Origin of the sequence: Parvibaculum sp. (assembly GCF_035511255.1) — a bacterium.
Lineage (GTDB): Bacteria > Pseudomonadota > Alphaproteobacteria > Parvibaculales > Parvibaculaceae > Parvibaculum.
In genome coordinates this window covers 1-25,068 of record NZ_DATKFR010000263.1, presented here as the reverse complement: position 1 = coordinate 25,068, position 25,068 = coordinate 1, and the positions used below count along the sequence as shown (strand labels likewise).

The following is a 25,068-nucleotide window of genomic DNA, read 5'->3' as shown; positions in this document are numbered from 1 at the left end:
GCCTTGCGGCTCTCGATATATTCATGCGCCGCCGCCGCATCCTTCAACGAGAACTCCCGATCGATCACGACCTTGAGCTTTCCCGCCGCCGCATCGTCGATGTGGCGCTGGATGTTGGCATGGACGCGGTCGGTGAAAATCTCGGCGCCGAGGAAGACGCCGGAAAGCGACTGGTTCCCGCCCATCATTGTCGCGACGTCCACGACCATCGGCTCGCGGCCGGCATTGCCGACGAAGGAGACGCGGCCGCGATAACCGAGCGACAGGATCGACTTCTGCAACGTCGTGCCGCCGACCGGATCGACGACGAGATTGACGCCGCGATTGTCGGTGAGGCGCTTCACCTCGGCGACGAGATCCTGCTTGGCGTAGTTGATCCCGTGATCCATGCCGAACGCCTTGAGCTTCTCGAGACGTTCGTCGCTTGAGGCCGTGGCGATGACGGTTGCGCCTGCGCGTTTGGCAAGCTGGATCGCGGCGAGACCGACGGCGCCCGCACCGGCCTGGATCAGAACCGTTTCGCCGGCCTTCAGATGGCCGAACTCGAAAAGGCAATCGTCCGCCGTACCGAAGGGGACCGGAATTGCGGCCGCCTGCTTGATGTCGAGACTGTCCGGCACCGGCCAAGCCGTACGCGCGAAGACCGAACGCAGCTCGGCGTGACTGCCATGGACATTCACCGTCGTGACCCGCTGCCCGACCTTGAAGTCCGTCACTTCCGCGCCGACTTCGACGATGGTGCCCGCCGCTTGATAGCCGACGATATGCGGGCGCGTAGCGAGCTCGCCGCGAGCCCGGTTCAGCGTGTCGCCGCCTTCGATGCTGACGGCCTCGACCTTGATGACGATGCCTTGCGGCAGGCAGGCCGGATCCTCCACATCCTCATATTTCAGCACGCTGGGCGGACCGTTTTCGTAATAGACGGCGGCTTTCATGGACGTCTCCCTGTTTGATGGCTTGTCCGGGCAATGTCGTGGCTCGGGGCGCCGACTACAAGGCCGTTGCGTCTGGCTTGCTTCCGTTTCCAAAGCCCCCTATGTGCAGAGGGTCAGATGGCCGGATGGCCGCTGTCCTTCGGGGCAGAGGAAAGTCCGGGCTCCACGGAAATACGGTGCCGGTTAACGGCCGGCGGGGGCGACCCCAGGGAAAGTGCCACAGAGAACAGACCGCCCGGCCAAGGCTTCGACCTCCCGGGTAAGGGTGAAACGGTGCGGTAAGAGCGCACCGCGCGACCGGTAACGGAAGCGGCACGGCAAACCCCACCGGGAGCAAGACCAAATAGGGGCGGCATTGCCGGTTCGCCGGCAAGACCCGTTTCCGGGTTGTCGCCCGGGTTGGTTGCACGAGGCGTCCGGCAACGGGCGTCCCAGATGAATGGCCATCGCCCGCAAGGGTACAGAACCCGGCTTACAGGCCATCTGACATTTTCTTTCCGCATGCCGCGGCGCCAAGTCGCAATTCGGACGAAGCAGCGGCTTCGTCTCGCCGCACTGTGCCGGTATGGCATGGAACAGCGTGGGAGAGGTTCGATTGTTCTACTTATGTTCTCAAATATTCGACGGCCTCAATCCCGGCTTAACCAGTCGCGACTCCATGCAAATGCGCGGAATTACTAGGTTTTCCCATTGACGTTCCAAGCTTTCCCATGTTATTCCATGATGTCCCGGAGACCAGCTACACCGGCCCAGCCGGCACCCGCGCTTCGGGCGGGGATAGGGCGATACCCGAGGGGACCGGGCCGCCGAACAGGAAATGAGCACGGCCAATGGAGTCGTTCCGGGGGCGTTTCACCAACAAGATCGATGCGAAGGGTCGCGTCTCGCTGCCGGCCAAGTTTCGTTCTGTTGCGACCTCGCAGGGCCTCAATGGCGTCGTTTGCTTTCCCTCGTTTCAGGGGCGCTTCATCGAAGGCAGCGGTCCGCGCTTCGCCGATGCCATCGACCAGATGTTGCAGCGTCTCGATCCGTTTTCCGCCGAGCGCGACATGCTCGCTTCCGTGCTGATCGGCGACAGCGCCGAGCTGATGTTCGACAGCGACGGCCGCATCGTGCTGCCGGAAGAATTGCGCGCCCATGCCGGCATTGCCGACGAGGCGACCTTTGTCGGCCTCGGCGAGAAGTTTCAGATCTGGGAGCCGAAGGCCTTCGAAGCCTTCCGCGCCGAAGCGCTGGAAAAGGCGCGCGCGCATGGCGACCTGCTGAAATCGACCGCCGCGCTTCCGCCCGTCGGAGGCGCGCGATGAGCGAACGCACACCGCATATTCCCGTCATGCTCGACGACGTGCTCGAAGTTCTTCAGCCGAAGGACGGCGGTATCTATGTCGACGGCACCTTCGGCGCTGGCGGCTATACGCGCGCCATTCTCGGCAGCGCCGATTGTGCCGTGCTCGCGATCGACCGCGATCCGAGCGCCATCCTGCGCGGCCGCGAGCTGCAGTCGAAATTCGCCGGTCGCCTGACGCTGATCGAAGGTTGCTTCGGCGACATGGCGCGTCTTGTGCGCGACCTTGGTCATGACGCGGTCGACGGCGTCGTTCTCGATCTCGGCGTGTCCTCGATGCAGATCGACGAAGCCGAGCGCGGCTTCTCCTTCCAGAAGGACGGCCCCCTCGACATGCGCATGAGCGGCCAGGGTGTCTCCGCCGCCGATGTGGTCAACACTTTCGACGAGAGCGATCTGGCGCGCATCATCGCCGTTTATGGCGAGGAGAAGCGCGCCCGCGCCGTCGCCCGCGCCATCGTCAAGGCGCGCGAGGCGGAACTCTTCGAGCGCACACTGGCGCTCGCCGACACGGTCGCCCGCGTCATCGGCCGCCGCCCGCAGGATCGCATCCATCCGGCGACGCGCACCTTCCAGGCGCTGCGCATCTACGTGAACGACGAACTCGGCGAGCTCGCGCGCGGCCTCTCCGGCGCTGAAAACATGCTCCGCGAAGGCGGTCGCCTTGCCGCCGTCACGTTCCATTCGCTTGAGGATCGCGTCGTGAAGCGCTTCCTCACTGCGCGTTCGGGCCGCGCCGCCCGCGCCAACCGTTTCATGCCGGAAACCGACGAGGCGACGCCGTCCTTCCGCGAAATCGAACACAAGGCGCGCAAGGCGTCGGAAGCCGAGGCCGATATCAATCCGCGCGCCCGCTCCGCGAAGCTGCGCGCCGCCGAGCGCACCTCGGCCCCGGCATTCGCCCTCGATCTCGCCGATCTCGGCCTTGCCCGCATGCCTACCATCATGGAGGGGCACGCATGATCCGCACCTTGAACATCATTCTCGTGATCTCGGTCATCTGTCTCTCCGCCGGGCTCTACGACATCAAGTATCGGGCCGAAGCGGCCGAGAAGCGTGCGAGCCAGATCGAACGTGACATCGCGAGCGAGCAGGAAGGCATTCGCGTCCTCCGCGCCGAATGGAGCTACCTCAATCAGCCGGAGCGGCTGCAGCAGCTCGCGCAGCGCTATACGACGCTCGAAGCGCTGAAGGCCTCGCAGATCGGTTCCTTCCAGGACGTGCCCGTGCCGCACAAGGCCGACGAATTCTATGCGCCCGTGACGCGCCGCCCGCCCGCAGGTTATGCCGGCGTCGCGCCTGAAGACGTCGGCGCCGGCGAAAGGACGATCCAATGATCGGCCGCCGCAACCAGCCTTCATCGCGCGGCCGCGTCGTCCTCGCCGGATACGATGCGATCGCCAAGCCGCGCATGCCGCATGTTATGGGGCAGGAGGATGCGCGCACGCCGTCCGAGCGCCGCATCTTTCTCGCGCTTGCTTTGTTCGCCGCCTGCTTCTCGCTCGTCGGCGCGCGCCTCGTCGAGCTTGCCATCGTCGGCGGCGACAGCGGCCCGCGCCTCGCGGCGGCCGGCGAACCTGACCCCATCCACCGCCCGGACATCGTCGACCGCAACGGCGACGTCATGGCGACCGACATCGTTACGGCCTCTCTTTATGCCGACGGTCGCGCCATCGTCGATCCGCAGGACACGGCGCGCCAGCTCGCGTCCGTCCTCCCCGAACTCAACCCGGAAGAAATCGCGGCGAAGCTCGAAACGGGCCGCGCCTTCATCTGGTTGAAGCGCGACCTCACGCCGAAGCAGCAATATGCGGTGCATTATCTCGGGCTGCCCGGTCTCGCCTTCCGCCGCGAGCAGAAGCGCGTCTATCCCAACGGGCACACCTCGTCGCATGTTCTCGGCATGGTCGATCTCGACAATCGCGGCATTGCCGGGATGGAGCGCTATATCGACAGGTCGATGAAGCTCGGTCGTGGCGACGAGGGCGGACCGCGTGCGCAACCGATCGCGCTGTCGATCGATTCGCGCGTGCAGTTTGCGCTGCGCGACGAACTCGAGAAGGGCCAGGCCGAATTCAGGGCGAAGGCCGCGGTCGGCATCATCATGGACGCCTATACGGGTGAAGTTGTCGCGATGAGTTCGCTGCCCGACTTCGATCCGAACGATCCGATGGTCGTCTCCGACGACGCACGTTTCAATCGGGCGACGCTCGGCGTCTATGAGCTGGGCTCCGTCTTCAAGGCGGTGACGCTGGCTTCCGCGCTCGATTCCGGCAAGGTCCGCTTCGACTCTCGTCTGGATGCAACCCAGCCGATCAAATATGCGCGCTTCACGATCCACGACTATCACGCGGAGAACCGCTGGCTCTCCTTGCCTGAAGTCTTCATGTACTCGTCGAATATCGGCACGGCGAAGATCGCACTCGAACTCGGTACCGACGCCTATCGCGATTATCTTCGCCGCTTCGGCCTGCTGTCCAAGCCGGAGATCGAACTTCCCGAAGCCGGTGCGCCGCTGATCCCTTCGCCCTGGAGCGAGCTGTCGACGATTACTGCCTCGTTCGGGCAAGGCATTGCGGTCACGCCGGTCCAGGTCGTGTCCGCGCTCTCGGCCATCGTCAATGGCGGCATCAAGGTCACGCCGACCTTCCTTCATCATGAAAGCCCGAAAGTCGGCCCGCGCCTCATCTCGACCGAAGTGAGCCAGGAAATGCGCGCCCTCCTGCGCCTCGTCGTCACCGACGGCACGGGCAAGAAGGCGGACGTCCCGGGTTATCCGGTCATGGGCAAGACGGGCACGGCCGAGAAGGCAGTGGGCGGCGGCTACGCAAAGCACAGGCTGATCTCCTCCTTCCTCAGCGCCTTTCCGGCCGAAAATCCGCGCTACACGATGCTCATCATGTTCGACGAGCCGCAGGGATCGAAGGCGACTTACGGCTACGCGACGGCGGGTTGGAATGCGGCGCCCGTCACCGCGCGCGTCATCTCTCGCGTCGCGCCGCTGCTCGGCCTTCAGCCGATCGAACAGGAACCGCGACAGAACGACATGATCCACGAGGCAAAGCTCGTGACCTACGACACCGGGAATGGAAATGCAGGCGACTAGACTGTTCGCGATTGGGACGCAGGCGATTGGGAATTCTGGCTGACATGCAGCTCGCGACGCTCATCGGACCCGAGCTCTCCGACCTTCCCGATGCGGGGAGAACGGAGATCCTCGGCCTGACGGCGGACAGTCGCGAGGTGAAGCCCGGTTTTCTTTTTGCGGCCCTGCCCGGAACGAAGATCGACGGAACGACCTTCATTCCCCAGGCGATCGCGCAAGGGGCCGCCGCGATTCTTGTGGACACGAAAGCCGATATTTCCGTCGCCGTGCCGGTCATTGCCGACCGCAACCCGCGTCGTCGCCTCGCACTGATGGCCGCGCGCTTCTTCGGCAAACAGCCGCGCACCGTCGTCGCCGTCACCGGGACCAACGGCAAGACCTCGATCGTGACCTTTGTGCGCCAGATTTGGACGGCGCTCGGCGAACAAGCGGCGAGCCTCGGCACGGTCGGCATCGTCGGGCCGAAGGGCGAGCGCCCGCTCGGCCACACCACGCCCGACCCCGTGACGCTGCAGGCGGCGCTTGCCGAACTCGCCGACGAGGGCGTGACGCATCTCGCGATGGAAGCGTCGAGCCACGGCCTCGCGCAGTATCGCCTCGACGGTGTGAAAGTTTCGGCCGCCGCCTTCACCAATCTCACGCGCGATCATCTCGACTACCACGAGAGCTTCGACGACTACGCCTACGCCAAGCTCCGCCTCTTCGGCGAGGTGATGGCGCCGGGCGGCGTCGCCGTTCTCAATGCAGACGCGGACTACTACGCCGAATTCGAAGCGGTCTCCTGGGCGCGCGGGCATCGCATCGTTTCCGTCGGGCGCAAGGGCAGGGGTATCTGCCTCCTCGGCGCGAAGCCGACGGCGCGCGGGCAGGTCCTCGATCTCGTGCACGAGGGCCGCAACTATAATGTGAACCTGCCGTTGGTCGGTGGCTTCCAGGCCTCGAACGCGCTGGTCGCGGCCGGCCTCGTCATCGGTTGCGGCGGCGAACCGGGCAAGGTCTTCGCGGCGCTGGAAACGATCAAGGGCGCCAAGGGCCGCCTCGAGGAGGTCGCGCATCTCGCGAACGGCGCCTCGGTCTATGTCGATTACGCTCATACGCCCGACGCGCTGGTGAACCTGCTCGAAGCGCTGCGCCCTCATACCAAAAAGCGCCTCGTCGTCGTCTTCGGCTGCGGCGGCGACCGCGACCCCGGCAAGCGTCCGCAGATGGGCGCGGCGGCGGTGAAGCTTGCCGACATTGTATATGTGACCGACGACAACCCGCGCAGCGAGGACCCCGCCGCGATCCGTGCCGCGATCCTCGCCGCCGCGCCGGGCGCGATCGAGATCGGCGACCGTGGAAAGGCCATCGAAACGGCGATGCGCGAGTTGAAATCAGGCGATGTGCTGGTCGTCGCCGGCAAGGGTCATGAGACCGGCCAGATTGTCGGCGCGAAGACCATCCATTTCTCCGATCATGAGGCGATTGAAGCCGCCGCCAACGCGATTGCAGCCGGAGGTGGCGCATGAAGCCGCTTTGGACCCGCGCCGAAGTTCTCGCCGCGACCGGCGGCACATCCGAAGGTGCCGACTGGACCGCCAACGGTGTCTCGATCGACAGCCGGTCGCTCGAGAAGGGCGACCTCTTTGTCGCCATCAAGGGCGAGAATACCGACGGCCACGTCTATGTCGCCAAAGCCTTCGAGCGTGGCGCGGCGGCCGCGCTCGTCTCCGACGTCACCGACGCGATGCGCGCCGCCGGGCCGCTCGTGATCGTGCCCGACGCGCTTGAAGGGCTGAATGCGCTCGGCCGCACGGCGCGCCGCCGCGCCGGTGCAAAGGTCGTCGCGGTGACCGGCAGCGTCGGCAAGACCGGCACCAAGGAAGCGCTTCGCATGGTCCTGTCGGAGCAGGGGCCGACCCATGCCTCGGCTGCTTCCTACAACAATCTCTGGGGCGTGCCTCTTTCGCTCGCGCGTATGCCCGCCGACACGCGGTTCGGCATTTTCGAGATCGGCATGAACCACTCGGGCGAAATCACGCCGCTCTCGAAGCTGGTCGAGCCTTTCGTCGCGCTGATTACGACGGTCGAAGCCGTGCACATGGCCTATTTCAACTCGGTCGAGGAAATTGCCGACGCCAAGGCCGAGATCTTCGACGGGCTGCAGAAGGGCGGCGTCGCGATCCTCAACCGCGACAACCCGCATTTTGCGCGTCTCGAAGCCCGCGCGAAGGCGGCGGGCGCCGGCCGCATCATCTCCTTCGGTGAACATTCCGAAGCGGATGCGCATCTGGAAAAAGTGGTGCTGAAGGAAACCTGTTCCTGCGTCTCGGCGACGATCTGCGGGACGCCCATTACCTACAAGCTCGGGGTTCCTGGCCGCCACATCGTCCAGAACAGCCTGGCCATGCTCGCCTGCGTTCATGCTCTCGACGCCGATCTGGCGCTGGCGGCCCTCGCGCTTGCTCATCTCGAAGCGCCGAAAGGGCGTGGCGAGCGCCACCGTGTCGACGCGCCGGGCCGGCCTTTCACGGTGATCGACGAAAGCTACAACGCCAATCCTGCGTCCATGCGCGCCTCGATCGAAGCGCTCGGCCAGACCGAGCCAGGCGCGCGGGCGCGTCGCATCGCCGTGCTCGGCGACATGCTGGAGCTCGGGCCGGAAGCGATCGCGCTGCATCGCGAGGTCGCCGTGCCGCTCGCGCGCGCCGATATCGACCTCGTCTTCGCCTGCGGTCCCCACATGCGCGAACTCTACCTGGCGCTGCCGGAAGATCGCCGTGGCGTCTACGCGGAAACGTCGGACGGCCTGATCGCACCTCTCGTCGACGCGATCCAGATGGGCGATGTGGTGATGGTGAAGGGATCGAACGGTTCACGGATGAGGCCGATTGTCGATGCGTTGCTTGCGCTTGGCGACGACGACAGCGAAAGCATTCGGCGCAACAGGGGGGAAGCCTGATGCTTTACGATTTTCTGGCGGGTATGTCGAAAGACTGGGCGGCGCTCAACGTCTTCCGTTACATCACCTTTCGTACCGGCGGCGCGACGCTGACCGCGTTGCTGATCACCTTTCTCTTCGGCCCGCGCATCATAGCGCTGCTGAAGGCGCGCCAGCGCAGGGGCCAGCCGATCCGCGAGGACGGACCGAAGACGCACATCGTCCAGAAGCAGGGTACGCCGACCATGGGCGGATTCCTGATCCTCGTCGGCCTCGTGCCGTCGGTGCTGATCTGGGCCGATCTCTCCAACCCCTATGTCTGGGTTGTGCTTCTGGTGACGCTCGGCTTCGGCGCGGTCGGATTCGCCGACGACTATCTCAAAGTCTCCAAGATTTCGCCGAAGGGCGTTCCGGGGCGTGTGAAACTCTTCTTCGAATTCATCATCGCCTTCATCGCCATGTGGGCGCTGGTCTCGGTCGCCAAGGAGCCGCTCGCCACCGCGCTGACCGTGCCCTTCTTCAAGGGCGTTCTGCTGCAGCTCGGACCGCTCTTCTTCGTCTTCGGCGCGCTCGTTATCGTCGGCTCGTCGAATGCGGTGAACCTGACCGACGGCTTGGATGGCCTCGCCATCGTGCCGGTGATGATCGCTTCGGCGAGCCTCGGCCTCATCGTTTATCTCGTCGGCAACGTCCTCTTCGCCGACTACCTGCAAATCCATTTCGTCCAGGGCACCGGCGAGCTTGCGGTGTTCTGCGGGGCGCTGATTGGCGCCGGTCTCGGCTTCCTCTGGTACAATGCGCCGCCCGCCATGGTTTTCATGGGCGACACGGGCTCGCTCGCCCTGGGCGGCGCGCTCGGCGCAATCTCGGTCGCGGCCAAGCACGAACTCGTGCTCGCGATCATCGGCGGTCTTTTCGTACTCGAGGCCGTCTCCGTCATCGTCCAGGTCGCGTCGTTCAAGCTGACCGGCAAGCGCGTCTTCCGCATGGCGCCGTTGCACCATCATTTCGAACAGAAAGGATGGGCGGAACCCACCGTCGTCGTCCGTTTCTGGATCATTGCCGTCGTCCTCGCCATGGTGGGGCTCGCGACGTTGAAGTTGAGGTAGGACATGATTGCTGTCGCCGGTTTTGCCGGACGTGTCGTGGCGGTCTTCGGGCTCGGGAAATCCGGGCTCTCGACCGTGCGCGCGCTCGAGGCCGGCGGCGCGAAAGTGATCGCCTGGGACGATACCGAGGCAAAGCGTGTCGAGGCCGCCGAAGCCGGCGTGACGCTCGAGGATCTCGCGACGCGCGACTGGAGCGACGTCGCCGCGCTGATCCTGAGCCCCGGCGTGCCGCTGACGCATCCCGAACCCCACTGGTCGGCGAAGCGCGCGACGGCTGCGGGTGTCGAAATCATCGGCGACATCGAACTTCTCGGCCGTACGTTGAAGGCGGACAATACAGGCGCGCGTGTCGTCGCGATCACCGGCACCAACGGCAAATCGACGACGACGGCGCTGATCGGCCATATGGTGAAGCGCTGCGGTGGCGATGCGCAGGTCGGCGGCAATATCGGCAAGCCGGTCTTCGAACTCGAGCCGCCCAAGGCGACCAGCGTCTATGTGATCGAGGTCTCGTCCTATCAGCTCGACCTCGCGCCGGGATTTGCGCCCGATGTCGCGATCCTGCTCAACGTCACCCCGGACCATATCGACCGTCACGGCACGATCGAGAACTATGCGGCGGTCAAGGCCCATCTTTTCGCGAACCAGACGGCCGAGGACACGGCGATCGTCGGCGTCGACGATAGCTATTCCTCCGACATCTGCACCTCGGTCTCCGCCGCCATGACCCAGAAAGTCGTGCCCGTTTCGATCGGGAAGACGCTTGGCCGCGGCGTTTATGTGCTCGATGGTATTCTCTACGACAGCACGGGCACACAGACGCAGAAGGTGGGCGATCTGCACCCGCTGCGGACATTGGCCGGCGCGCACAACTGGCAGAACGCGGCGGCCGCTTATGCCGCCGGCCGCGCGCTCGGCTTCTCGCGCGACAGGATTCTCGCCTCCTTCGAAAGCTTCCCCGGCCTTGCGCATCGCATGGAGATCGTCGCCGAGCAGGACGGCGTCCGCTACGTGAACGACAGCAAGGCAACGAATGCCGATGCGACGTCGAAGGCTCTCGCGACCTATCGAAACATCTACTGGATTCTCGGCGGTAAATCGAAAGAAGGCGGCATCGAGACATTGACCGAATATTTCCCGCGTATCCGCCACGCGTACCTTATCGGGGAAGCGAGCGACGAATTCGCGCGCACGCTCGACGGCAAGGTCGGTTACACGCGAGCGCAGACGCTCGATCGCGCGGTCGAAGGCGCGGCGAACGATGCCGAGGCGGCGACGGATGAGCTGCGCGTCGTTCTCCTGTCCCCGGCCTGCGCGTCCTTCGACCAGTATCCGAATTTCGAAGTGCGCGGCGACGCCTTCCGCGATCTCGTGTTGAAGCATCTCTCGGAAAAGGGGAGGGCATCGGCATGATCCGCCTCGCGCGCACCAATCGCAGCCAGATCGCCGAATGGTGGTGGACCGTCGACAAGTGGACGCTCTTCGCGCTCTTTTGCTTGATGCTGATCGGCGGCGTTCTCGCGCTCGCCGCGAGCCCCGCGGTTGCGATGCGTATCCACCTGCCGCCGTTTCATTTCGTCTATCGCCAGCTTTTCTTCTTCATGCCGACCATCGCGGCAATGATCGGCGTTTCACTGCTCAACGTCCGCCAGGTACGCCGCCTCGCCGCCGTCACCTTCCTGATCGCCTTCATGCTGATGGCGCTGACGCTGGTCATCGGGCCGGAGGTGAAGGGGGCGCATCGCTGGCTCCAGATCGGCCCGCTCGCGATCCAGCCGTCGGAATTCGTGAAGCCGTCCTTCATCGTGCTCGCCGCCTGGATGTTCGCGGAAGCGCAGCGCACGCCCGGCTTCCCCGGTACGCCGATCGCTCTCGCGCTTTATGGCATGGTGGTTTGCATCCTCGCGATGCAGCCGGACTTCGGCCAGCTGATGCTGGTCACGATGGTCTTCGGCGCGATCTTCTTCATGGCGGGGCTTTCCTGGCGCTGGATCGTCTCTCTCGGCACGCTCGCATTGGTGGGCACTCTGGCCGCCTATACGCTGATGCCGCATGTCGCGAGCCGCGTCGATCGTTTCCTCAATCCGGATTCGGGCGACACCTATCAGATCGACCGCGCGCTCGATGCCTTCCACACCGGCGGCTTCTTCGGCCGCGGCCCTGGCGAAGGCGAGGTAAAGCGCATCCTGCCCGACGCGCATACCGATTTTATCTTTGCCGTCGCGGCTGAGGAGTACGGCGTCGTCGCGGGCCTCATCATCATCGGCGTCTTCGGCTTCGTCGTGCTGCGCACACTGAATCGCGCCATGGAGGAGCAGGACCTTTTCGTCCAGTTCGCCGCCTGCGGTCTCATCGCGCTCTTCGGCTTGCAGGCGCTCATCAACATGGCGGTGAACGTCAATCTGATTCCCGCAAAGGGCATGACGCTCCCCTTCATCTCCTATGGCGGCTCCTCGATGATCGCGCTCGGCTACACCATGGGCATGTTGCTTGCGCTGACGCGCCGCCGCGCCGGCAGCCATGTGACGCCGCCCAACGGAAAGAGGGCGCACGCATGAAGCTCCGCCCCACAGGCCCCATCGTCATCGCCGCCGGCGGCACGGGAGGACATCTTTTCCCGGGTCAGGCGCTTGCACAGGAACTGCGCCGTCGTGGCCGGCAGATCGTGCTGATGACCGACGAGCGCGTGACGCATTTCGACAAACTCTTTCCCGGCGCCGACATCTTTTCCGTCCCGTCCGCGACGCCGACCAATCGCGGCCTTGCCGGTATCCTTCAGGCGGCGCCCGCGATCGTCTCCGGCATCGGTCAGGCGTTCGGCATTCTCGGCCGCGTCGAACCGGCCGCGGTGATCGGCTTTGGCGGTTATCCGACGCTGCCGCCGGTCGCCGGCGCGCTGCTTCGCCGCATTCCGACCTGTGTTCATGAACAGAACGCGGTGCTCGGCCGCGTCAACAGGCTCGTCGCGCCTTACGTGCAGGCGATTGCTTCGACCTTCGCCGCGCCGAAATTCCTGAAATCGCGCGATGCCGCGCGTCTCGTCGTCACCGGCAACCCGGTCCGCGACGCCGTCATCGCCGAAGCCGGCGCGCCCTATGCCGCGCCGGGTGCGACGGACACAATTCATCTTCTCGTCTTCGGCGGCAGCCAGGGTGCGCGCGTGTTGAGCGATGTCGTACCTGCGGCGCTGGCGCAATTGCCGGATGCCCTGCGCGGGCGTCTTTCCGTCGTGCAGCAGGCGCGGCCGGAAGACCTCGATCGCGTCCGCGACGTCTATGACCGCGCCGGCATCCACGCGACGCTCGAAAGCTTCTTCGACGACATGCCGAAGCGCATCGCGGCGGCCCATCTGGTCATCGGTCGCTCCGGCGCCTCGACGGTCAGCGAACTCTGCGTCATCGGCCGCCCGTCGATCCTCGTGCCGCTGCCGCATTCGCTCGACAACGACCAGAAGGCGAATGCCGGAAAGGTCGAGGGGGCAGGCGCCGGCTGGATGATCGAGCAGAAGAACTTTACCGAAGGCGCGCTCGCCGAGAGGCTTGCCGCGCTCTTCGCCGATCCCGACACGCTCGCCCGAGCGGCAAAAGCGGCGCTGGCGCAGGGCCAGCCCAATGCAGTCCGCAAGCTCGCCGATCTCGTCGAAATGCTCGGACGTGGCGAATTCAACGCCGTCCGCGCCATATCTCAACCGGAAGACGACGTGCAGTCTCCGGGCCCACTTCTTCTAGCGCAGGGAGGCTGTTGATGCGCCCGGCGCCACTCGACATAGGCATTATCCACTTCGTCGGCATCGGCGGCATCGGCATGAGCGGCATCGCCGAAGTCATGCATAATCTCGGCTACAAGGTGCAGGGCAGCGACGTCGCCGACAGCGCCAACGTCAAGCGCCTGCGCGGCCTCGGCATCGAAGTGATGGTCGGTCATGCGGCGAAGAACCTCGCCGACGCGCAGGTGCTCGTCGTCTCCTCGGCGATCAAGCCGGACAATCCCGAGCTCGTCGAAGCCCGCGCGCGCTTCCTCCCCGTCGTCCGCCGCGCCGAAATGCTCGCCGAGCTGATGCGCCTCAAATCCTGCGTCGCCATCGCCGGCACGCATGGCAAGACGACGACGACCTCGCTCGTCGCCGCGATCCTCGACGGCGCGGGCCTCGATCCGACCGTCATCAATGGCGGCATCATCAACGCTTACGGCACCAATGCGCGCCTCGGCGCGGGCGAGTGGATGGTGGTCGAGGCCGACGAGTCCGACGGCACTTTCGTCAAGCTACCGGCGACGATTGCCATCGTCACCAACATCGACCCCGAGCATCTCGACTACTACGGCTCTTTCGAAGCCGCGAAGGACGCGTTCCTGACCTTCGTCGAGAACGTGCCCTTCTACGGTTGCGCTGTGATGTGCATCGACCATCCGGAAGTGCAGACACTGATCGGCCGTGTCCGGGACCGTCGCATCATCACCTACGGGACGAGCCCGCAGGCCGACATCCGCGCCACCAATCCGCGCGTCGAAAAGGGTCTCAACGTCTTCGATGTGACGATTACCGATCGCAAGACGGGCGTCGCGCGCGAAATCTCCGCCGTGAAGTTACCGATGCATGGTCGCCACAACATGCTGAACTCGCTCGCCGCCATCGGCGTCGCGACGCAGATGGGTATCCCGGAGGCGAGGTTCCGCAAGGCACTCGAAGGCTTCGGCGGCGTCAAGCGGCGCTTCACCCATGTCGGTGCGTGGAACGGCGTCGAGATTTACGACGATTACGGTCATCACCCGGTCGAGATCGCGGCGGTGCTTCAGGCCGCGCGCTCGGCGACCGAGGGACGCATCGTCGCCGTCGTGCAGCCGCATCGCTATACGCGCCTCCACAATCTCTTCGATGAGTTCTGCGCCTGCTTCAACGATGCCGACACGGTAATCGTCGCCGACGTCTACACGGCGGGCGAACAGCCCATCGAAGGCGCCGATAAGGACTCGCTCGTCGCCGGCCTGCGCGACCGCGGCCATCGCGACGTGGTCGCGCTCGAAAGCCCCGAAGCCTTGCCGAAGCTCGTCTCCGAAGTCGCGAAGCCGGGGGACATCGTCGTCTGTCTTGGCGCTGGCAGCATCACCTATTGGGCCAACGCGCTCCCGGCCGATCTTGCCGCCCTTGGCAAGAAGACCAAGGTGAAGAAGGACGACAAAAAGGAAAAGTCCGCCAAGTCGAAAGCCAAAAAGGGGAAAGGGAAATGATGGCTGCACATGCCTCGACCTCGTCCCTGATCGATCGGCTGCCGAAAGTGCGTGGCGAGCTCATCGAAAGCGCGCCGCTCGCGCCTCTCACCTGGTTCCGCGTTGGCGGCCCGGCGGAAGTGCTTTTCCGTCCGGCCGATGCCGAAGACCTCGCCGCGTTTCTGGCGGGCACGCCCGCCGATATTCCCATTATCGTCATCGGCGTCGGCTCGAATCTGCTCGTCCGCGATGGCGGCGTCGCGGGTGTCGTCATCCGTCTGGGCGGTAAGGGCTTCGGCCAGATCGAGGCGCTGCCCGGTCATCGCCTGCGCGCCGGTACGGCCGCGCTCGACGTTGCGGTCGCGCGGGCCGCGCAGGAGGCGGGCATCGCCGGCCTCGAATTCTATCGCGGCATTCCGGGCTCGATCGGCGGCGCGCTGCGCATGAATGGCGGCGCCTATACGCGCGAAACGAAGGATGTGCTCGTCGAAGCCGTCGCGCTCGACCGGCAGGGCAAGCGCCACGTCTTCACCAACGCCGACATGCATTACACCTATCGCCATTGCGGCGCACCGGAAGATCTCATCTTCGTCGAGGCGGTCTTCCAGGGCGAGCCGGGCGACAAGGCCGAAATCCAGAAGCGCATGGACGAGATCACCGCGCGCCGCGAGGAGACGCAGCCGATCCGCACGCGCACCGGCGGTTCGACCTTCAAGAATCCGGAAGGCCATAAATCCTGGCAGTTGATCGACGCGGCCGGTTGCCGTGGGCTCGTGAAGGGCGGGGCGCAGGTCTCGGAACTTCACTGCAACTTCCTCATCAATTTCGCCAATGCGAGCGCCGCCGATCTCGAGGATCTGGGCGAGGAGGTGCGCGCACGCGTCAAGCAGACAAGCGGTGTGACCCTCGAATGGGAAATCAAGCGGATAGGGGAACGGGCATGAGCAAGAAACATGTCGCCGTTCTGAAAGGCGGCTGGTCGCCGGAACGCGAAGTGAGCCTCGTCTCCGGCCGCGGTTGCGCCGAGGCGTTGCGTCAGCAGGGCTACCGCGTCACCGAGGTCGATGTCGGCCGCGATATCGCCGACCAGCTTCTGAAAGTGAAGCCCGACGTCGCCTTCAACGCGCTGCATGGCCGCTGGGGCGAGGATGGCTGTGTGCAGGGACTTCTCGAAATCCTGAACATCCCCTACACGCATTCGGGCGTGCTGGCTTCGGCGCTTGCCATGCACAAGGAGCGCGCCAAGGGCGTCTTCCGCGCCGCCGGTCTTCCGGTCGCCGAGAGCATCGTCGTGCCACGCGAGGAAGCGGCCAAGGCGCATGTGCTCGAGCCGCCCTATGTCATCAAGCCGGTCAATCAGGGTTCGTCCGTCGGCGTCTTCATCGTCCGCAAGGGCGAGAACCGGCCACCGGCGGAACTCACCTCTTCCCAGTGGGATCTCGGCGAGGAAGTAATGGCGGAACGCTACATCGCCGGTCGCGAGCTCACCTGCGCGATCATGGGCGACGAGATTTTGGGGGTGACCGAAATTCTCGCCAACACGCAGTTCTACGATTACGAGGCGAAATACGCCGCCGGCGGCTCGCGCCACGAAGTGCCGGCGAAGATCGACGCGGAGTCCTACGCGGAGGTGCAGCGGGTGACGCTCGCCGCGCATCGCGCCCTCGGCTGCCGCGGCGTCAGCCGCGCCGATTTCCGTTTCGACGACACGCGGGCCGGCAAGCCCGAACTGATCCTTCTCGAGGTCAACACGCAACCGGGCATGACGCCGACCTCGCTCGTGCCCGAACTCGCGAACCTCGCAGGCTATTCCTACGGCGAACTGGTGAGCTGGATGGTGGAGGACGCATCATGCGATCGGTGAGCGGAGGCCGCGGCAAGGCAGTGTCCCGGACCGGCGTTCGCGCCGTCCCGGCGAAGAAGCGCGCGCCGTCGAAGATCGCGCCGGGGCGCCGCCGTGCTGTCGCGGACCGCAGTTTCGGCCGTCGCAACGAGCGTCCGGCCTCGGCGCTGACGCGTTGGGTCGAGGAAATGCGCGAAGGCAGCTTCGGCATGCGCCCGTTCACGATCGCAACCGTCGTTCTCATCGTCGGCGTCGGACTCTACGGCCTCTTCGTCGGCGGTCATGTTTCTTCGGCGGCGCGCGAAGTCGCCTTCCAGGGCAACCGCGTCCTCGCGCTCGCCGGTTTCAGCGTCGAGGACGTAACCGTTACCGGCCGCACGCACGCCGATCCGCAGGCGCTCCTCGCCGCCGTCGGTGTTTCGCGCGGCGATCCGATTTTCGCCGTCGATACGGAAGCCGCTCGCCAGCGCGTCGAGCGCGTCGATTGGGTGAAATCGGCGACCGTCACCCGTCTTCTGCCGCACGCGATCCGTATCGACGTGGTCGAGCGTCAGCCTTTTGCCATCTGGCAGCGCGGCGGAATGCTTTCCGTCGTCGATGCGGACGGCCAGCCCATCACCGACGACAACGTGCAGTCCTACGGCAATCTTCCTTTCGTCGTCGGCTTCGGCGGCGCACGTAACGCGCACGACATCCTGGATTTGATTCAGCAGACCCAGCCGCAACTCCTGTCGCGGGTGCGCGCCTTCGTCCGCGTCGGCGACCGCCGCTGGAATCTCCGCTTCGAAAATGGAGTCGATGTGAAACTTCCAGAGGTTGGCGTTGAAAAGGCGCTTGCCGATCTCGTCGCACTCGATCAGACATATAAGATTCTGTCGCGCGATATCGAATCAGTCGACTTGAGATTGCCGGATCGCGTGAGCGTCGCCTTGACGGCCGACGCTGTCGCGGAACGGGGCGATGCGCTTGCGGCCAGGGTCGGCGACAAGAGCGGCGGGGCGAAGAGTTCGGGCGGGGCAATCGGCGCGGTGAAAGCCGGCTTCGTGAGCAGTGGGGGCAACACATGAATATGGTCAGTCTGGGTTCCAAGGGATTCCAGGGACGTCCCGTGGCGGCGGGCCGCGCGGGCACCATCGCCGCGCTCGATGTCGGCTCCAGCAAGATTTCCTGCTTCATCGCGAAGATCGAACCGGGGCGCATGGCAAACGGCCACGCGCCCATTCGCGTCATCGGCATCGGTCATCAGGTTTCGCGCGGCATCCGCGCCGGCGCGCTGGTTGACATGGATGCGGCCGAAGAGGCGATCCGCGTCGCGGTCGACGCCGCCGAGCGCATGGCGGGGGTCACCATCCGCGACGTGGTGGTCGCCGTGTCCGGCGCCGAGCCGAAGAGCCAGACCGTCGGCGTCAAGGCTGCCGTGCCGGGGCCGGAAGTTACGGACGGAGACCTGACGCGCCTCATCGGCTACGCCCAGGCGAACTTCCAGCCCGAGGCCCGCGACGTTCTGCATGCTCTGCCCACCAACTACAGCATCGACGGCGCGCGTGGCGTGCGCGATCCGCGCGGCATGTTCGGCGAAAAGCTCGGTGTCGATGTCCACATGGTGAGCGCGCTGCGCGGTCCCTTGCGCAATCTCGAGCTCTGCATCGAACGTTGCCACCTTTCAGTCGCCGGCATTGCGGTGAGCCCCTATGCAAGCGGCCTTGCCTGCCTGGTCGAGGATGAAATGGACCTCGGCGTCGCCGTCATCGACATGGGCGGCGGGACCACTTCACTTGCCGTCTTCTTCGAAGGCGCGATGGTCTATTGCGATTCCGTGTCTATTGGCGGGAATCACATTACTAATGACATTGCGAGAGGACTCTCGACGCCGCTGGCCCATGCGGAGCGCATGAAGACGCTTTATGGCAGCGCGCTCGCAAGTCCCTCCGACGAGAGAGAAATGATTGACGTACCTCAAGTGGGCGAGAGCGATGCCGATTCGGCGAATCACATTCCGCGATCGATGTTGACCGGCATCATCCAGCCCAGGTTGGAAGAAACGTTCGAGCTGGTGCGCGACAGGCTTGAGGCTTCGGGTTATGCCCGCCTCGCCGGCCGACGCGTCGTGCTGACGGGCGGCGCGAGCCAGATGAACGGCGCGCGCGAGCTCGCGAGCCGCATGCTCGACAAGCAGGTGCGGGTGGGCCAGCCCATCCGCCTGACCGGACTGGCCGAGGCGACGGGTGGGCCCGCCTTCTCGACTTGCGCCGGACTTCTGACCTACTCGCAGATCTCTCCGCTCGAAACGGCGGGCGCGGAGAGCGAGGGCGACGGGGCGGCAGGGCGCGGCGGCTTGCGCAAGTTCAGCCGCTGGATAAGGGAGAACTTCTGATGGGCATGACCGATTTTCACGCCCACAGCGAATGCGGGGCACTTGAAGGGGCGAGAAGCCGGTGGCGTCCGGGAGGACGTATGGGCCGGCTCGCGGCACCGCCCGGTCATGCGGGCGCCGCGCCGCCGGTGAGGGCGGAAGGACGGACCCCGATTTTCCCATTTGTTTCCAGGAGGCTGAGATGAGCATCAAATTGACGGTACCCCAGGCGAAGGAACTGAAGCCCCGGATCACCGTGTTCGGCGTCGGCGGCGCCGGTGGCAATGCGGTCAACAACATGATCGAGGCGGGTCTCGACGGCGTCGAGTTCGTCGTCGCCAACACCGACGCCCAGGCGCTGGCCCTTTCGTCGGCCGATCGCCGCATCCAGCTCGGCGCGTCGATCACCGAAGGTCTCGGTGCCGGTTCGCGGCCCGAGGTCGGCTGCGCGGCGGCAGAGGAAGCGCTCGATGAGATCGTCGAGCACATCCAGGGCGCACACATGGTCTTCATCACCGCGGGCATGGGCGGCGGCACGGGCACGGGCGCCGCGCCCGTCATCGCGCGTCTTGCGCGCGACCAGGGCGTGCTGACCGTGGGTGTCGTGACGAAGCCCTTCCAGTTCGAGGGCTCGCGCCGCATGCGTCTCGCCGAAGAGGGTATCCGCGAGCTTCAGCAATATGTCGACACGCTCATCATCATCCCGAACCAGAACCTCTTCCGGGTGGCGAACGAGAACACGACCTTCGCGGACGCCTTCGCGATGGCCGATCAGGTGCTGCATTCGGGCGTTGCCGGCATCACCGACCTGATGATGAAGCCGGGCCTCATCAATCTCGACTTCGCGGACGTGCGCACCGTGATGAACGAGATGGGCAAGGCCATGATGGGCACGGGCGAGGCCGTCGGCGAGAAGCGCGCCGTCGAGGCCGCCGAGGCCGCGATTTCGAACCCGCTCCTCGACGAAGTGTCGATGAAGGGCGCCAAGGGCGTGCTCATCAACATCACCGGCGGCATGGACCTCACTCTTTATGAGGTGGACGAGGCGGCAAACCGTATCCGCTCCGAGGTCGATCCCGACGCAAATATCATCGTCGGTTCGACGTTTGACCCGGCGCTCGACGGCCGCATGCGCGTCTCCGTCGTCGCCACTGGCATCGAAGTCGACGAGCGCAACCAGCAGCGCCCGGTCGAAACGGTTCAGGCGCCAAAGGCGGTCGCCGCGGAACGGGCGCCCGTGCGCCAGGCCGCGACTTTCTCCGCCACGGCCCGCCCGGTCGCGCCGGCGGCGCGTCAGCCGGCGGCCGAAGCCGCCCCGGCCCCGGCCATGGAAGCTCGCCACGAGCCGATGTCCGATTTTTCTTTCGATCAGCCGGAACGCGCGCTGCCGAAGGTCGGCGGCTTCGATCCGAACGAGTACGAAGCGGAAGTCATCATCCACAAGCCCGAGCCGCGCATGCAGCCGCAACAGGCTCGCCACGATGAGCCCGTGGTGTCGCCCAATGCGGTGATCGCGGAGCCCAAGAGGCCCTATATCCCGGGCGATCTCGACCGTGTCCAGACGGTGAGAGCGGAACAGGGCTATGTCGCGGCGAAGCCGGTTCCGGTTCAGCAGAGCCGGGCACCCAAGAAAGGGCCGACCTTCTTCGAGCGGCTGACCGGCGCCAACCGTCGCCGGCCGGAAGAGCCGGTTGCGCCGCAACGCCGCGAACCGGTCGCTGCCCGCGAGCAGAACCGTCCCCATCCGCAGGAGACGGCGAAGCCGCAGCAACCTGCGCCGAGCCTGGCGCCATCGGCCGAAGGGCGGCTGGTTCAGCCCTCCTTCGAGGAAGAGCAGCTTGAGATCCCGACATTCCTGAGACGCCAGGCCAACTGACGCCTCCACGACCTGCGCCCGCGGGGGGCGCTTTCGGCAAACCTCGTCCGACCGGATGCACTATCCGGTTGGGCGAGGTTTTGTTTTTAGATTCAATGGCTTGTGCATTTTGCTGCACCGTAACAATCCGTAAGAAACTGTTATTTGTGACGAATTTTATGCGCTGCTAGAACCAAAGTCGGAATTTCGGGGGCAAAAGGTAAAAGCAGTGCGCAAGACCGAATTCGAAACGATCATGCTGGAACAGGCGCGGGCTCATCGCCGCGAGCGCGCGAACCCGCTTGCCTGTCCGCAGATGACGTTGAGCGCACCGGTCGTGATCGAAGGCGTCGGTCTTCACACCGGCCGCATGATCCGTATGGACATGCATCCTGCCGCTGCCGGCTTCGGCATCGTCTTCCGCCGCGTCGACCTCGACAGCACCGACCGCGCGGTCACCGATCTTCCGGCGCGCTTCGATCATGTCGGCGACACGACGCTCTCCACGGTTGTGCGCAACGAAACTGGCACATCGGTCGGTACGGTCGAGCATCTGATGGCCGCGCTCTCCTTTCTCGGTCTCGACAATCTGCTGATCGAGATCGACGGGCCGGAAATTCCGGTGATGGACGGCAGCTCGCAGATTTTCATCGAAACGATCGAGGCGGTCGGCCTGAAGGCGCTCGCCGCGCCGCGCCGCGCCATCCGCATTCTGAAGCCGGTCGTCGTCGAGGACGGTTTGAAGCGCGCCGCGCTTCTGCCGGGCGACGGTTTCAAGCTTGCGTTTGAAATCGAGTTCGACAATCCGGTTATCGGCCATGAGACGATCGAGGCGGATTTCAACGATCCGTCCTTCAAGGACGATATCCTGCGCGCCCGCACCTTCGGTTTCCTGAAGGACGTCGAGGCGATGTGGAAGGTCGGCCTCGGCCTGGGCGGCTCGCTCGAGAACACCGTCGTCATTGACGGCGATCAGGTCCTGAATGAAGAGGGCCTGCGCTTTGCCGACGAATTCGTGCGCCACAAGGTGCTCGACGCCGTGGGCGATCTCGCGCTTGCGGGTGCCCCCCTGATCGGTCGCTATGAAGGCTTGCGCGCCGGCCATGCGATGAACAATCGTGTGCTTCGCGCCCTGTTCGCCGACGCCTCGGCCTACGAGATCGTGGACCTGGCCTCTGGCACTGCCCCGGAAGCCCGCCGCATCCAGGCCGTTCCTGCCGAGTAATCCCGCGCGGGTTTCTCCCCTCGACAATTCATCTTGCCGCCGATCCGTCGCTATGGTTTCCGGCGCCCGTTTGGGCTAGAAACATGCACTGGCACGGTCGGGCGAGGGGGACCCCGCGATCCGACAGCCTCCGGACTCGCTTCGATATGGCCTTGTTCCGAAATCTCATTTCGGGCAATCCTGCCGGGTGACCGAACGAAATGGACTTGGACCGGCATGCTTGAGGCTCTTCTGACGAATTCGATCCCGCGGACAATTCGGGTTGGCGCGGTCGCTTCATGGCGCGGCGCCGTGGTCGGTATGCTCGTCGTCTTTTCGCTGGCGCTTCTCGGCGGGTGCTCGTCGAACGATGAGCTGCCCTATGAAGAGCGGCCGGTCGAACAGATCTACAACAAGGCCATGGACTACCTGGCCGACGGCAACTACCAGAAGGCCGCGCAGGAATTCGAGGAAGTCGAGCGCCAGCATCCTTATTCGGTATGGGCCCGTCGCGCGACGCTGATGGCCGCTTACTCGAACTACAAGATCAACAATTACGACGATACGATCCTGACGGCGCAACGCTACATCTCACTCCATCCCGGCAGTAAGGATGTCGCCTACGCTTATTATCTGATCGCGGTCTCCTACTACGAACAGATATCCGACGTCGGTCGCGACCAGAAGATGACCCAGGATGCGCTTGCCGCACTCACCGTCATCATTCAGCGGTTCCCGCAAAGCGAATATGCGCGCGACGCGAGGCTGAAGCTCGACCTGACGCGCGACCATCTCGCCGGCAAGGAAATGGAGATCGGTCGTTATTATCTGAAGAAGCACGACTACATCGCCGCGATCAATCGCTTCCGCGTGGTCATCGAAAAATACCAGATGACGACGCATGTGCCCGAGGCGCTGCATCGTCTCGTGGAGGCTTACCTGTCGCTCGGCATTAAACCGGAAGCGCAGACGGCGGCGGCAATCCTCGGCTATAATTATCCGGGCAGTGACTGGTATCAGGACAGCTACGATCTTCTCGCGGGGCAAGGATTGAAGCCCCAGGAAGACAAGGACTCCTGGATCAGCAAAGCCTGGAATTCGGTCTTCTAGTCAGAGGCTCGTCCTCATGCTCTCGGCGCTGTCGATCAGAGATATCGTGCTCATCGATAGGCTGGAACTGGCGCTCGCGCGCGGTCTGTGCGCGCTCACCGGAGAAACCGGCGCGGGCAAATCCATCCTCCTCGATGCGTTGGGCCTCGCCATCGGCGCGCGCGCCGATGCGGGCCTCGTCGGCCAGGGCGCCGATCAGGGTAGCGTCACCGCCGTCTTCGACGTGCCGAGCGATCATCCCGCCCGCGCCATCCTCCGCGACAACGGCCTCGACGCTGAAGGCGATCTCATTCTGCGTCGCGTCCAGGCCAAGGACGGCCGCACCCGCGCCTTTATCAACGATCAACCGGTGAGCATCGGCCTGCTGCGTCAGATCGGCGACGAACTCGTCGAAATCCACGGCCAGCATGACGAGCGCGGACTTCTCGACGTCTCCGGCCATCGTGCGGTGCTCGACGCCTTCGGCGGCCTCGAGGCGAAAGCAGCCGAGGTGCGCAAGCTCTGGGGCGCCGCGGCGGAAGCCCGCCTTGCCTATGCCGAGCATGAGGCCTCGCTCGCCAAGGCGCGGGCCGAGCAGGACTACCTTCGCCATGTCGTCGGCGAACTCGACGAACTCGCGCCCGAGCCCGGCGAGGAAACCAGGCTCGCCGAAGAACGCACGCTGATGATGCATTCGGAAAAGATCGCCGTCGACCTCGCCGAGGCGCAGGACGCGCTGTCGGGCGACGGGGGGCTTGAAGCACGGCTCAACCAGGCGCTGCGGCGTCTTTCGCGCGCCGCCGAACAGGCAGGCGGCCGTCTGGACGCCGGCATCGCGGCGCTCGACCGTACCCTCGTCGAAGCGGCCGACGCGCGCGACGAAATCGAACGCGCCATGCGCGCGTTGCAGTTCGACCCCGCGCGTCTCGAACGCGCCGAGACGCGACTCTTCGCGCTCCGTGCCGCCGGTCGCAAGCACAATGTCGCCGTCGACAATCTGGCCGCGCTTGCCGATCGCTTGCGCGAGCAACTGACCGAGATCGAAGGCGGAGAGGCGAAGCTCGCGAAGCTGTCGCAGGCCGCAGCCGCCGCCCGTGCCGAATATCTGAAAGCCGCAGAGGCGCTGTCTGCCGCGCGCCAGAAGATCGCGGCAAAACTCGATCAGGAAGTCGCCCGCGAGCTGAAGCCGCTGAAGCTCGACAAGGCAACCTTCAAGACGCAGGTGACGGTGGTGCCGGCTGACGACGCCGGCCCCGACGGGCTCGACCGCGTCTCCTTCCTGATTTCGACCAATCCCGGTGCGCCGCTCGGGCCGCTGATCAAAATCGCCTCGGGCGGCGAGCTCTCGCGCTTCGTGCTGGCGCTAAAGGTCGCGCTCGCCTCGCGCGGCTCCGCGCCGACGCTGATCTTCGACGAGGTCGATGCCGGTGTCGGCGGCGCAGTCGCGGAAGCCGTTGGGCTGCGCCTCGCGGAACTTTCGAAGGCCGCGCAGGTTCTGGTCGTGACCCACTCGCCGCAGGTCGCCGCCCGCGCGCAGCACCATCTGCGTATTTCGAAAGGCGGCGAGGCGAAATCGAAGACGGCCAAAGTCGCGACGCGGGTCGACGTGCTCGACCGCCAGGATCGCCGCGAGGAAATCGCCCGCATGCTGGCGGGTTCGACGGTGACCGACGAAGCCCGCGCCGCCGCAGACAGATTGATCGAGAGCCATCCGTGAGCGAGAGCGCCAACGACAAACCCGTGGAAGAGCTCACCTTCGAGGAAGCCGCCGCGGAGCTGGAGCGGCTTGCGAAGGAGATCGCGCATCACGACCGGCTCTATTACCAGAAAGACGCACCGGAGGTTTCCGACGCCGCCTATGACGCGCTCCGGAAACGCAACGACGCCATCGAGAAGCGCTATCCTGAACTCGTGCGCGAGGACAGCCCGTCGAAGAGCGTCGGCGCGGCGCCTACGGAAGCCTTCGGCAAGGGTCGAACAATCAACTTGAAGGATCGCCGCTAATATAGGGATATCTGTAGCTGGCCTGGGGGCGGATCGATTTGGCGCGCGTAATCAAATCCATTCAATCCACGTCGCGCATAAGGAGGAGCCTATCTGCCGC

General features: G+C 65.0%; 20 protein-coding genes, 1 other RNA gene and 1 pseudogene. 21 read left to right on the top strand and 1 reads right to left on the bottom strand.

The window, feature by feature from the left end:
* Nucleotides 1-935, bottom strand: a 935-nt coding sequence (locus tag VMR03_RS10595; RefSeq protein WP_325404975.1) for a zinc-binding alcohol dehydrogenase family protein, incomplete at its 3' end; no start/stop codon positions are given.
* A 113-nt stretch (nucleotides 936-1,048) separates the two neighbouring features.
* Between VMR03_RS10595 and rnpB the strand changes: the two genes are divergently transcribed.
* The 21 genes and pseudogenes from rnpB to VMR03_RS10490 form a co-directional block, all read left to right on the top strand.
* Nucleotides 1,049-1,426, top strand: an RNA gene (rnpB, locus tag VMR03_RS10590) — RNase P RNA component class A.
* A 339-nt stretch (nucleotides 1,427-1,765) separates the two neighbouring features.
* Nucleotides 1,766-2,242 (top strand): division/cell wall cluster transcriptional repressor MraZ, encoded by a 477-nt coding sequence (gene mraZ / locus VMR03_RS10585; protein WP_325404973.1) that lies wholly within the window; start codon nucleotides 1,766-1,768, stop codon nucleotides 2,240-2,242.
* Nucleotides 2,239-3,243 (top strand): 16S rRNA (cytosine(1402)-N(4))-methyltransferase RsmH, encoded by a 1,005-nt coding sequence (rsmH, locus tag VMR03_RS10580; protein WP_325404971.1) that lies wholly within the window; start codon nucleotides 2,239-2,241, stop codon nucleotides 3,241-3,243. Before mraZ ends, rsmH begins: the two co-directional genes overlap by 4 nt.
* Nucleotides 3,240-3,617, top strand: a complete 378-nt coding sequence (ftsL, locus tag VMR03_RS10575; protein WP_325404969.1) for a cell division protein FtsL — start codon at nucleotides 3,240-3,242, stop codon at nucleotides 3,615-3,617. Before rsmH ends, ftsL begins: the two co-directional genes overlap by 4 nt.
* Nucleotides 3,614-5,386, top strand: a complete 1,773-nt coding sequence (locus VMR03_RS10570; RefSeq protein WP_325404967.1) for a penicillin-binding protein 2 — start codon at nucleotides 3,614-3,616, stop codon at nucleotides 5,384-5,386. Before ftsL ends, VMR03_RS10570 begins: the two co-directional genes overlap by 4 nt.
* 44 nt (nucleotides 5,387-5,430) lie before the next feature.
* Entirely contained in the window at nucleotides 5,431-6,894 is a 1,464-nt protein-coding gene (locus VMR03_RS10565; protein WP_325404965.1) for a UDP-N-acetylmuramoyl-L-alanyl-D-glutamate--2,6-diaminopimelate ligase, read from the top strand.
* Entirely contained in the window at nucleotides 6,891-8,327 is a 1,437-nt protein-coding gene (locus VMR03_RS10560; protein WP_325404963.1) for a UDP-N-acetylmuramoylalanyl-D-glutamyl-2,6-diaminopimelate--D-alanyl-D-alanine ligase, read from the top strand. Before VMR03_RS10565 ends, VMR03_RS10560 begins: the two co-directional genes overlap by 4 nt.
* Nucleotides 8,327-9,415, top strand: coding sequence for a phospho-N-acetylmuramoyl-pentapeptide-transferase (gene mraY, locus VMR03_RS10555; RefSeq protein WP_325404961.1), 1,089 nt, complete (start codon nucleotides 8,327-8,329; stop codon nucleotides 9,413-9,415). The genes VMR03_RS10560 and mraY overlap by 1 nt, the downstream gene beginning before the upstream one ends.
* 3 nt (nucleotides 9,416-9,418) lie before the next feature.
* Entirely contained in the window at nucleotides 9,419-10,828 is a 1,410-nt protein-coding gene (murD, locus tag VMR03_RS10550) for a UDP-N-acetylmuramoyl-L-alanine--D-glutamate ligase (protein ID WP_325404960.1), read from the top strand.
* The gene (ftsW, locus tag VMR03_RS10545; RefSeq protein WP_325404959.1) at nucleotides 10,825-11,973 is read left to right on the top strand and encodes a putative lipid II flippase FtsW; all 1,149 of its coding nucleotides are present in this window, start codon (nucleotides 10,825-10,827) and stop codon (nucleotides 11,971-11,973) included. The genes murD and ftsW overlap by 4 nt, the downstream gene beginning before the upstream one ends.
* On the top strand, nucleotides 11,970-13,160 hold the full coding sequence (gene murG / locus VMR03_RS10540; protein ID WP_325404957.1) for an undecaprenyldiphospho-muramoylpentapeptide beta-N-acetylglucosaminyltransferase: 1,191 nt from the start codon (nucleotides 11,970-11,972) through the stop codon (nucleotides 13,158-13,160). Before ftsW ends, murG begins: the two co-directional genes overlap by 4 nt.
* The gene (murC, locus tag VMR03_RS10535) at nucleotides 13,160-14,641 is read left to right on the top strand and encodes a UDP-N-acetylmuramate--L-alanine ligase (protein WP_325404955.1); all 1,482 of its coding nucleotides are present in this window, start codon (nucleotides 13,160-13,162) and stop codon (nucleotides 14,639-14,641) included. Before murG ends, murC begins: the two co-directional genes overlap by 1 nt.
* Nucleotides 14,638-15,564, top strand: a complete 927-nt coding sequence (gene murB, locus VMR03_RS10530) for a UDP-N-acetylmuramate dehydrogenase (protein ID WP_325404953.1) — start codon at nucleotides 14,638-14,640, stop codon at nucleotides 15,562-15,564. Before murC ends, murB begins: the two co-directional genes overlap by 4 nt.
* The gene (locus tag VMR03_RS10525; protein WP_325404951.1) at nucleotides 15,561-16,484 is read left to right on the top strand and encodes a D-alanine--D-alanine ligase; all 924 of its coding nucleotides are present in this window, start codon (nucleotides 15,561-15,563) and stop codon (nucleotides 16,482-16,484) included. The genes murB and VMR03_RS10525 overlap by 4 nt, the downstream gene beginning before the upstream one ends.
* Nucleotides 16,472-17,530 (top strand): cell division protein FtsQ/DivIB, encoded by a 1,059-nt coding sequence (locus VMR03_RS10520; RefSeq protein WP_325404950.1) that lies wholly within the window; start codon nucleotides 16,472-16,474, stop codon nucleotides 17,528-17,530. Before VMR03_RS10525 ends, VMR03_RS10520 begins: the two co-directional genes overlap by 13 nt.
* Nucleotides 17,527-18,837, top strand: coding sequence for a cell division protein FtsA (gene ftsA, locus VMR03_RS10515; RefSeq protein WP_325404948.1), 1,311 nt, complete (start codon nucleotides 17,527-17,529; stop codon nucleotides 18,835-18,837). Before VMR03_RS10520 ends, ftsA begins: the two co-directional genes overlap by 4 nt.
* A gap of 181 nt (nucleotides 18,838-19,018) precedes the next feature.
* A complete protein-coding gene (gene ftsZ, locus VMR03_RS10510; protein ID WP_325404946.1) occupies nucleotides 19,019-20,692 on the top strand; it encodes a cell division protein FtsZ in 1,674 nt (557 codons plus the stop codon).
* Between the two features lie 208 nt (nucleotides 20,693-20,900).
* On the top strand, nucleotides 20,901-21,896 hold the full coding sequence (gene lpxC / locus VMR03_RS10505; protein ID WP_325404945.1) for a UDP-3-O-acyl-N-acetylglucosamine deacetylase: 996 nt from the start codon (nucleotides 20,901-20,903) through the stop codon (nucleotides 21,894-21,896).
* 216 nt (nucleotides 21,897-22,112) lie between these two features.
* Nucleotides 22,113-22,985: an outer membrane protein assembly factor BamD gene (locus VMR03_RS10500; protein WP_325404943.1), complete on the top strand. Its 873-nt coding sequence runs from the start codon at nucleotides 22,113-22,115 to the stop codon at nucleotides 22,983-22,985.
* 16 nt (nucleotides 22,986-23,001) lie between these two features.
* Nucleotides 23,002-24,681 carry a DNA repair protein RecN gene (recN, locus tag VMR03_RS10495; protein ID WP_325404941.1) on the top strand — a complete coding sequence of 560 codons (1,680 nt, stop codon included), beginning with the start codon at nucleotides 23,002-23,004 and terminating at the stop codon, nucleotides 24,679-24,681.
* A gap of 23 nt (nucleotides 24,682-24,704) precedes the next feature.
* Nucleotides 24,705-24,929: pseudogene (locus VMR03_RS10490) on the top strand (DNA ligase LigA-related protein); the annotation flags it as partial.
* Nucleotides 24,930-25,068: the final 139 nt, after the last annotated feature.